This is a genomic window from uncultured Campylobacter sp., assembly GCF_938030815.1.
Classification (GTDB): domain Bacteria; phylum Campylobacterota; class Campylobacteria; order Campylobacterales; family Campylobacteraceae; genus Campylobacter_B.
Window position 1 is genome coordinate 1 of record NZ_CALHII010000071.1, and the last position, 9,910, is coordinate 9,910.

The window sequence follows — 9,910 nt, forward strand, 5'->3', positions numbered from 1 at the left end:
GGGTACCCGGTCACTTTTCACTTTTAGATTTTCACTTTTAGATTTTCACTTTTAGATTTTAGCTTATGAAAAGAGCATTGACGGCGCGCAATGTGCTGACCACAAAGTTCAACACCCTCGGGTTCGACGGTGTATGGCGCGATGCGGTGGGCGAGCCCGAACTGACGGGCAGCTGGATCATCTATGGCGACACGAAGAATGGCAAAACGACCTTCGCGATGATGCTATCCAAGTATCTGACCGCCTTCGGCCGCGTGGCCTACAACAGCGTCGAGGAGGGCAATTCGCGGACGATCCAGATGGCTGTCGACCGCGCCGGCCTGCTCGAGGCGGGCGCCCGCTGGATACTGCTCGACCGCGAAAGCAAGGACGAGCTTTGCGAACGGCTGCGGCGGCAACGCAGTGCGGACATCGTCTTTATCGATTCCGTGCAATTCATGGATCTGAAGTTTTCGGAATACAAAGACCTCAAGCGTCGCTTCCCCACGAAGCTGTTCGTCTACATCAGTCACGTGGACGGCCGTCGCCCCTCGACGCCCACGGCCCTGCGCATCCTACGCGATGCCAACGTGGCCTTCCGCATCGAAGGGTTCAAAGCCTTCCCCACGAGCCGTTATGGCGGCGGTCGCCCGGTGGTGATCTGGGATAAAGGCGCGGACGAATACTGGGGACGGGAGGTAAACGGAAAAACGAAAAGCTAAAAATGAAAAGTTGCCGGGTACCCGACCGGCCCCCTCCCGCCGGTAGGACTTTTAGATTTTACCTTTTAGATTTTAGTTCAAAGAATGATGAAAACAATAGACAACGATCACCGGAAGCGGCAACTGCTGAAGCGCTTCCACATGCTGCTAAACAGGGCGCGGATCGACGAGGACGGTAAGCGCGAGATCCTCGCCTCGTATGGCGTAGAGCATTCCTCGGAAATGGATTGCGCGGGGCTGGCCGACGTGTGTAGTAAACTGGCCGTGGCGATGACCCCGCGGGCGTCCGCGGCAGACCGCTGGCGCAAACGGGTGATGGCCGCCGTGTTCGGCTACTGCCAAGCGATGGACTATGAGGCGGATGTGAATCGGGTAAAGGCCATTGCCTGTCGGGCAGCCGGGGCAACAAACTTCAACCGCATCCCGCTGGAGCGTTTACGCAGCCTTTACAACGCCTTTATGCAGCGTGTAAAAGACATTGAAAAAGTCGGCCGAATGGCGGACACACCTCAGGGCGGCGGGGGCTTCCTCTATGTGATGTTCCCCGACGGACGGAAAGAGATCCCCAACGCATAAATGTTGAGGGCTTCGCCCTGTTGAGATGTTGATTCGTTCAACGTATAAACAGATAAACAAACCAACGGGCCTTTAGGCCCCAAACACCTAAACGCATAAACAGAAATGACAACAGTAGAAATGACGGCCGAGGAGCGCCAAGAGTTTGAGGCCTACAAACTGGCCAAAGAGAAGAAAGCAGCGGAGGCCAAACGGAAGTCCGATCGCGAAGCCTACACGGAATTGGTGGATGAGACGATCGCGGCCGTAATGCCCGAGCTGACGAATATCAGCGAGGCTATCGCCCAGAAAAAGTCGGCCGCGGCGGAGGCCTTCCGCGGGGCATTAGAGATGAAGGCGGAGCTGTTCGGCGTGAAAGACGATCAGCAGTCGCACACGTTCACCAACTCCGAGGGCACGATGCGCATCACCATCGGGCACTACATGCTCGACAATTACCGCGACACGGTGAACGAGGGTATCGCGATGGTCAAAACGTACATCGAATCGCAGGCCCGCGACGATGCCAGCCGCGCGCTGGTCAAAGCCATCCTGCGGCTGCTGTCGCGCGACGAGGCGGGCAATCTGAAGGCCTCCCGCGTGCTACAACTGCAAAAGATGGCCGAGGAAACGGGCGACGAACGCTTTATAGAGGGCGTGCGCATCATCCAAGAGAGCTACCAACCCACACCCTCGAAAGACTACATCCGCGCGGCGGTACGTGACGAGTCGGGCGCCTGGGTGGCTGTCCCCTTAAGCATGACGGACGTATGATCATCGCAGTAGACTTTGATGGAACGATCCACGACGGCCAGTGGCCGAGGATCGGCGAGGCGATGCCTGGGGCGCGTGAGGCGATCAACGCTCTGCGCGCCGAAGGGCACTACATCATTATCTGGACATGCCGCGAAGGGCGCCAGCAAACGGAGATGGTCTTATTTTACGCTAGCCCCGCGCTTTTGCGGCTATTTTATAAAATTTATCGGAAGTTAAAATGAAAATTTTATTCGTCATAGCGGCTCTTAGAAACGGCGGCGCCGAGCGCGTGCTTCAGGTTTTAGCGAACCATTTTGCGCGCGCAAACGACGTTACGATCGCGATTTTGGAAAACGACGAGGGCAGGTATAAATTTAGCGAAAAGATAAAATTTTTGCATCTGGATGTTTATAAAAACGGCGGCAGGTTCGATAAATACAGAATTTTGCGCAAGTGTTTCAAGCGCGAGCGCCCAAGCGTCATCATCAGCTTTATGGACTGGACGAACGTAGCGTGCGTGATCGCAAGCTTCGGGCTAGGCATCCCGCTCATCGCGACCGAGCACAACGCGCACGATTATCTGCCAAGCGGGCTTTTTAGCCGCGTGCGCGATCTGTGCTATAAAAAAGTGGACGCGCTTACGGTGCTTACGCGCTCGGACTTTGAGTACTATTCGCGATTTGTCAAAAACTGCTTCGTCGTGCACAATCCCTTTTTCGGCGAGATTTGTGATACCAAGGGCACCAAGCGAAACGTGATCTTAAGCGTCGGTAGGCTCGAGCCCGTCAAGGGGTATGAAATTTACTTTGATGCGCTAAGCAGGATCGATAAAAGCCTGCTTGCGAAGTGGGAAATTTTAATCGCGGGCGACGGCTCGCTGCGCGAAAGCTTGCGCGAGCTGGCGGCGTGGCTTGGGCTTGAAGTGCGATTTTTAGGGCATAAGCAGGACGTGAGCGAACTGTATAAAGAAGCCAAAATTTTTGTGCTCAGTTCGCTTAATGAAGGGCTTTCGAACGTGCTGATCGAGTCTGCATTTTATGGCTGCGCACGGCTTAGCAGCGATACAGCGGGTGCAAAAGAGCTCATAAAGGACGGCTTTAGCGGCATTTTGTTTAAACGCGGCGATGCGAATGAACTTGCGAGCAAGCTTGAAAATTTAATGCGTGATGAGGCGCTGCGAGACGCTCTCGTGCAAAATGCAAATGAAAATTTAGACGAGTTTTCGCAAGAGCACATCATTAAGCTCTGGCAGGGCTTGATCGATCGGTTTGCGCGCAAATAGCAGCCGCTTATCGATGCCCTAGCGGCGCGCGGAGATAAATTTAAACTTCGGTGTGCTAAGATAGCGTCTTGCGCCCGAGCAAAACGGTGCGTTTAAATTTATAAAGCCGCATCGCGCGATGAAATTTTGCCCACTTGGAGGCAGCGCAAAATACGCTAAATTTAAAACAGATTGCGCGGCGTATGTTCGCGTAAAAAGGCGTGAGTAAAGCTTAAATTTAGGGCGCGGCAGCAATTTAAAAGGTAAATGGATGAAGAAAATAAGCGTTTTTATATATTCGATGGCAGGAGGCGGCGCCGAGCGCGTCGTAAGTAACCTCTTGGGCGAGCTTACGGCACGCTACGAAGTACATCTGGTGCTGATGAACGAGAGGATTTTTTATGAAATTCCAAGCGGCGTGCAGATCCATTTCATCGAAAAATCAGCCCCTTTTGAAAACGGGCTGCTGAAGCTTGCAAAGCTGCCGTTTTTGGCGCTGCGATACAAAAAACTATGCGAGAGGCTGGGCATCGACATCCACTTCGTTTGGATGAACCGCCCGTGTTACGTGGCGGCGCTGGCGCGAGTTTACGGATTGGGCGGAGCGATGATTTTTAACGAATGCTCGACGCCGTCGGTGCTGTATAAAGATGCGAGCTTCAAATCCAAAATTTCAAAATTTTTGCTGCGCAAGCTCTATCCGAAGGCTGATTTTATCTTTCCGAACTCGCTTGGAAATCTGCGCGATCTGGCGGATAATTTCGGAATCGATGAGCGCAAGATGAGCGTGCTATACAACGCGATCGATTTGGATGAGATCGGTCGCAAAGCGCAGGAGCAGATCGCGCAGCAGCAGCCGTTTTTCCTAAGCGTCGGCAGGCTCGATGCGGGCAAAAACCACGCGCTTTTGATCCGCGCGTATGCAAATTTAAAAAATAATGACAAAGACCTGCTGATCTTGGGCGACGGCGTGCTACGAGCCGAGCTTGAGGCCCTGATAGAGGAGCTGGGCTTAAGCGGCCGCGTGAAGCTTTTGGGCTTTGACGCAAATCCGTATAAATATATGGCTAGATGCTATGCGTTTGTCTTCGTAAGCCTTTTTGAGGGCTTTTCAAACGCGCTTATTGAAGCGCTTGCATGCGGCAAGCTCGTGATTTCAAGCGATCATCAAAGCGGCGCGCGCGAGCTTATGGGGCAAAGCGAATGGGGCGTGCTAGTGGGCGTAAACGATCTAGAAAGCACCCAAGCGGCGATGCAAAAAGCGCTGGATGATGAAAATTATGTAAAATTTTATGAGAAAAAGGCTAAAATTAGAGCCTCGTTTTTCGATAAAAAACGGATAGCAAGCGAGCTGATCGCAAAAATAGAACAAATCGACGAAGGAAAATAGGCGTGGGTGAAGAAAAAAAGGCTTTTAGCGTCAGGGAGATCGACGAAGGATCGGACGATCAAAAAGGCGCGCAATCAATGGGTGCCGACAAAGCTGCCTTAAGCGAAAATTTCGCTAGTGAGGGAAATTTTGACGCAGAGTATTCCGCAAGCGGCGGAGAGAATTTTAGCGGCGAAAATGCCGAGCTTAAGGGTAGCGAGGATACCGCGCCTCAGAGCGATAAAAATTCCGCGCTTGATGCAAAAAATTCTGCGAGCAAAAATTCCGCGCACGCCGGCGTTAAAAATTTAAGCGACGATCAAGCGCGCGCTGTTTCTGCAAAAATGCGAGCACAAAAAAAATCCAAAAAGGCTAAAAAATCAAGCGGACGAAATTCTACCTCGGTAAATTCTGAAAATTCCGCAGGTGCAAATTCTACAAACTCAAATTTGAAAGGTACTGCGAATTCCACGAGCAAAAATTCTACAAATAAAAATTCCGCTGGCGTTGCGAACTCTACAAATAAAAATTCCGCAAAAGCTGCTAATTTGGCTAAATTTAAAAATGTGAATTCCGCAAGTGCTTTAAATTCTACAAACGGTATAAATTCTGATAATTCTAAAAACTCTACAGCAGAAAATTCCCAAAATTCTAAAAATCAGTCAGCTGGCGTGCTTCCTGCTAGGCGTAGAATTTTTGGCTTCATAAAAAATTATGAGTTCTCCAAGCATATTTTGCTGATGATTTTGTTCGCGTTTGCCTTTAGCGTGGCGTTTCGTATGTGGTGGGTGCACTGGGCGAGCGGATTTCCGAACTACTTTTTTTGGGATGGCGAGCTGATGATAAACACAAACGACGGCTACGCCTTCGCAGAGGGCGCGCGCGACCGCCTCGCCGGCTTTCATCAGCCCAACGATCTTAGCTACTTTAGCGCGCCGCTTTCGATCGTGACGGCGTTTTTGGCTGAAATTTTGCCCTTTAAAATCGAGACGATCTTTGTTTATCTGCCGGCTTTGTTTAGCTCGCTCATCGTAGTGCCGATATTGCTTATCTCAAGCGAGTTTCGCTGCATGCGCGCAGGCTTCATCGGCGCGCTTGTCGCGAGCGTGGCGAATAGCTACTACAATCGCACTATGGCTGGGTATTACGACACCGATATGCTAAATATCGTGCTTGCTATGTGCATTTTGTGGGCGCTCATCCGCATTTGTACGCGCGGTTCGCGCAGCACGCTGTTTTGGCTGGGCGCGTTTACGATATTTTATATGTGGTGGTATCCGTCCAGCTTTTCGCTAAATTCCATGATGCTCGCCGTATTTTTCGCCTACACGCTGATTTTTAAGCGAAAAAGTGCGGTAAATTACGAAGCGATGATTATCTTTTTGATCGCGCTTTGCTCCACGCCTTTGGTAGCTAAAATTTTAATCTCGCTTACGCTATTTTGGCTCTTTGCGTTTAGAGGAAAGCTATTAAATTTTAAAATTTTAGCGATTATCGGCGCGCTTGCCGTAGTCTTTTTCGTTGCAAACGGAGGTCTTAGCCCGATCATCTTTCAGGCGAAATTTTATATCTTCCGCTCCTTCGCGGACAACGCCGATACGGCATTTCATTTTTTCAACGTCAATCAAACAATCCAAGAATCTGGCATCGTGCCAACTAATATCTTTATGGAGCGCATCAGCTCGCACGTCGCGGTTTTCGTGATCGCGGCGATCGGATACGTAGTGCTTTGCTTTAGGCATAAGGAATTTTTGCTCTCGATCCCGCTTCTGCTTTTGGGCTTTGCGGCAAACAAAGCGGGTCTTAGATTTACGATCTATGCCGTGGGTGTGATGGGACTGAGCTTCGGATATATTTTGTATTTTTGCGTAAAGCGCTTGGATCTGCCAAAGATCGCTGCACGCGCGATACTACTGATTTTGACGGCGCTTGCGATCTATCCAGCGTGGCAGCACATCGTCTCGTACAAGGTCGATACGGTCTTTTATCAAAGTGAGGTACGGGTGCTAGATGAGCTCAAAGATAAGGCGCAGCGCGAGGATTACGCGCTTTCGTGGTGGGACTACGGTTACGGCATACGCTATTACAGCGATGTAAAAACCCTCATCGACGGCGGCAAACACCTAGGCAACGATAATTTCCCCGTTAGCTTCGCGCTTTTTAAAGATCAGATGAGCTCTGCGAATATGGCGCGCCTAGATGTCGAATACACGGAGCGCGGATATAGCGAGAAAATTCCAAACAAGCTAAAGCAAATTTTAAAAGATTACAATGCGACTGATGTAAATGATTTTATCTTAAGCTTGGGACTGGCTGATTTTAAGCCGCCGAAGCCTACGCGCGACATCTACTACATCCTGCCCGATCGCATGATGAATATCTTCCCCGTCGTCACGCAGTTTTCAAACATCGACATCACCGACGGCAAGCAGCTGGGCGAGCTGTTTTTCATAACGAGCGATAGGTTTGTTCAGGATCAAAGCGGCGTGCATATGGACAACGGCTTTTCGATCTCGCCGAATTTGCTTAGTCTGGAATTTAGCGGCAGAAAATTCGCGATCAATACCTTTTACGAAACGAGCTACGACGCGAACGGCAAGCTTTCGGTCAAGGAGTTTAATATGGACAGCAGCGCGCAATTTTACGTGATTTTCATGCGCGATTACGGGCGATTTTTGCTGCTAGATAAGACGATGCTAAACTCAAGCTACATTCAGCTTTTTGTATTTGAAAGATATAGGCCCGAGCTATTCGAGCCTGTGATCTTAAGCCCTGCTGTGAAAGTTTATAAATTAAAGCGCTAGATAAAATTTTGCCGCAAGCTAAGGAGAAATTTATGAAATTTAATCTCGCAACGCCAAGCAAGGAATGCTACAGATGGCTCGCATAGGGTTTTTAAGCCATGCCGATATGAGCTTGCATTTCTTTCGTCGCCCGATAATGCAGGCTTTAAAAGAGCGCGGGCACGAGGTTTTCGCAATTGCTCCTCGTGGCGCTTATACGCAGGATTTAGCGCGCGATTTTAATGCCGTAACCTACGATCTTGATCGAGCGAGCTTAAATCCGTTTACCGTATTTAGCAACACCAAAGCCCTTGCGCGCGAGCTAAAGAGGCTAAATTTGGACCTGCTGCAAACAGCCGCGCACAAATCAAACGTGTTTGGTACACTGGCGGCTCGAGAGGCGGGTATAAAATATGTGATAAACTTAGTCGAGGGGCTGGGTAGCTTTTATATCGACGATGATATTAAAACAAGGCTTGTGCGAGCGGTTTTGGAGAAGCTTTATAAATTTTCATTTTCACAGGCGGATGCTTGCATATTTGTAAACGATGCCGATCCCGATTATATGCTATCTCGCGGGCTTATTGCGAAGCAAAAGGTCATAAGGATTAAAAGTGTAGGCGTAAATGCTGAAAGATTCAACCCCAAAATCGTTAATGCAGCGGATTTGGGCGAGGATTTGCACGGCAAAAAGATCGTACTGATGATAGCTCGCGCGATGTGGCATAAGGGCGTGAGAGAATTTTACGAAGCAGCAGAAATTTTAAAAGATCGATCGGATGCGAAATTTGTCTTTGTGGGCGAGGGCTTTGCGGGCAATAAAAGCACCGCTGATCCTGCGTTTTTGCGAAGCGGTGCGGTGCATTATCTGGGTGCCAGAAATGATGTGCCAGAGCTTTTGAAGGCTAGTTACTTGCTGGCACTTCCTAGCTACAAGGAGGGCTTTCCGCGCACGGTTTTAGAGGCGATGAGCATGGCGCGAGCCTGCGTGGTAAGCGATTGCAGCGGCTGCGTCGAAGCGGTGCAGGATGGCGTCAACGGTCTAATCTGCCGCACTCGCGACGCAGAGGGTCTTGCGCGAAAGATCGAAATTTTATTAGATGATGAGCCGCTTTGCGAGAGGCTTGGACGAAACGGGCGCGAGCTGGTGCTTGCAAATTACGACGAAAAGATCGTCACGGAAAAATATTTAGAGGTTTATAGGAAATTTATCGATGTATAGGTGTTTTTTAAAGCGTGCGCTCGATTTTACGGCGGCTTTGGTTTTGATCATTTTGGTTTCACCCGTGATGGCGCTTACGTGGTTCTTGATCCGCAAGCACATTAGCAAAAGCGCGATTTTTACGCAATCTCGCCCTGGGCTTGATGAGCAAATTTTTAAAATTTACAAATTTAAAACGATGAGCGACGAGCGCGGCGCGGACGGCGAGCTTCTGCCAGACGAAGCGCGGCTGAACGATTACGGCAAAAAGATCCGCGCGCTAAGCCTGGATGAGCTGCCGCAGCTTTTCAACGTGCTAAAGGGCGATATGAGCTTCATCGGGCCGCGCCCGCTGCTGATAGAATACCTGCCGCTTTATTCGCCGCAGCAGAGCCTGCGACACAGCGTGCGCCCGGGCATCACGGGGCTTGCGCAGGTAAACGGACGCAACGCGATCAGCTGGGAGAAAAAATTTGAGTTCGATACGTATTATGCGCAAAATTTAAGCTTCGCGCTCGATCTTAAGATCGCGCTTTTGACGATTAAAAAAGTGCTTGCAAAAGAGGGTGTGAATAAAGAGGGCATGGCGACGACGGAGAAATTTAATGGGCACAACTAAAATTTACGTTTACGGCGCGAGCGGACACGGGCTGGTGGTCGCGGACGTCGCGCTAGCCGCACGCGGGGCTAAATTTAGCGAGGTCGTTTTTTTAGACGACGCGGCGGGGCTGAAATTTAGCGAGGATCTGCTGAAATATCCCGTAATAATCGCAATCGGCGATAATAAAACCCGCGCGAAGATCCAAGAGAAGGTAGCGCGCGCCGGTTTTGAGATAGCGACGTTAATTCATCAAAGCGCCATCGTTAGCCCAAGCGCCTCTATCGGCGAGGGCGCAGTCGTAATGCCAGGCGCCGTGATAAATGCGCGAGCTAAAATCGGTCGCGGCGCGATAATCAATTCAGGCGTCGTAATCGAGCATGAGTGCGAGATCGGCGAGTTTGCGCACATTAGCCCAAACGCGGCGCTTGCGGGCGGCGTGAAGGTGGGGGCGTTTTCGCACATCGGCATCGGCGCCAGCGTCATTCAGAGGCTAAAGATCGGGCAGCGCTGCATCATCGGCGCGGGCGCTGCGGTAGTGCGCGACATAGCTAGCGACAGCGTAGCCGTAGGCGTGCCCGCTCGCGTGATTAAAAAAAATGGCTGAATTTAAAATTTATAGCATTAAAAGTGATAAAATCCGAGCATTTAAATTTTATACCGAAAGCTAAATTTAGCATTGCGTC

Annotated in this window: 10 protein-coding genes; all 10 read left to right on the plus strand. The window is 50.4% G+C overall.

Annotation, left to right across the window (positions count from 1 at the left end; translation table 11 throughout):
- Nucleotides 1–92: 92 nt before the first annotated feature.
- The 10 genes from Q0277_RS02545 to pglD all read left to right on the plus strand — a co-directional run bounded on the left by Q0277_RS02545 (nucleotide 93) and on the right by pglD (nucleotide 9,831).
- The gene (locus tag Q0277_RS02545) at nucleotides 93–701 is read left to right on the plus strand and encodes a hypothetical protein (protein WP_297995258.1); all 609 of its coding nucleotides are present in this window, start codon (nucleotides 93–95) and stop codon (nucleotides 699–701) included.
- 87 nt (nucleotides 702–788) lie between these two features.
- On the plus strand, nucleotides 789–1,277 hold the full coding sequence (locus tag Q0277_RS02550; protein WP_297995260.1) for a hypothetical protein: 489 nt from the start codon (nucleotides 789–791) through the stop codon (nucleotides 1,275–1,277).
- Nucleotides 1,278–1,382: 105 nt separating this feature from the next.
- Nucleotides 1,383–2,030, plus strand: coding sequence for a DUF3164 family protein (locus Q0277_RS02555; protein WP_297995262.1), 648 nt, complete (start codon nucleotides 1,383–1,385; stop codon nucleotides 2,028–2,030).
- On the plus strand, nucleotides 2,027–2,254 hold the full coding sequence (locus Q0277_RS02560) for a hypothetical protein (RefSeq protein ID WP_297995263.1): 228 nt from the start codon (nucleotides 2,027–2,029) through the stop codon (nucleotides 2,252–2,254). Before Q0277_RS02555 ends, Q0277_RS02560 begins: the two co-directional genes overlap by 4 nt.
- Nucleotides 2,251–3,294 (plus strand): glycosyltransferase, encoded by a 1,044-nt coding sequence (locus Q0277_RS02565; protein ID WP_297995267.1) that lies wholly within the window; start codon nucleotides 2,251–2,253, stop codon nucleotides 3,292–3,294. The genes Q0277_RS02560 and Q0277_RS02565 overlap by 4 nt, the downstream gene beginning before the upstream one ends.
- A gap of 250 nt (nucleotides 3,295–3,544) precedes the next feature.
- Complete coding sequence (locus Q0277_RS02570; protein ID WP_297995268.1) at nucleotides 3,545–4,663, plus strand: glycosyltransferase; 1,119 nt, start codon at nucleotides 3,545–3,547, stop codon at nucleotides 4,661–4,663.
- Between the two features lie 2 nt (nucleotides 4,664–4,665).
- Nucleotides 4,666–7,446, plus strand: a complete 2,781-nt coding sequence (locus tag Q0277_RS02575) for an STT3 domain-containing protein (protein ID WP_297995269.1) — start codon at nucleotides 4,666–4,668, stop codon at nucleotides 7,444–7,446.
- Nucleotides 7,447–7,519: 73 nt separating this feature from the next.
- Entirely contained in the window at nucleotides 7,520–8,647 is a 1,128-nt protein-coding gene (locus tag Q0277_RS02580; RefSeq protein WP_297995272.1) for a glycosyltransferase family 4 protein, read from the plus strand.
- On the plus strand, nucleotides 8,640–9,245 hold the full coding sequence (gene pglC, locus Q0277_RS02585) for an undecaprenyl phosphate N,N'-diacetylbacillosamine 1-phosphate transferase (RefSeq protein ID WP_297987350.1): 606 nt from the start codon (nucleotides 8,640–8,642) through the stop codon (nucleotides 9,243–9,245). The genes Q0277_RS02580 and pglC overlap by 8 nt, the downstream gene beginning before the upstream one ends.
- The gene (pglD, locus tag Q0277_RS02590) at nucleotides 9,232–9,831 is read left to right on the plus strand and encodes a UDP-N-acetylbacillosamine N-acetyltransferase (protein WP_297995270.1); all 600 of its coding nucleotides are present in this window, start codon (nucleotides 9,232–9,234) and stop codon (nucleotides 9,829–9,831) included. The genes pglC and pglD overlap by 14 nt, the downstream gene beginning before the upstream one ends.
- Nucleotides 9,832–9,910 lie beyond the last annotated feature (79 nt).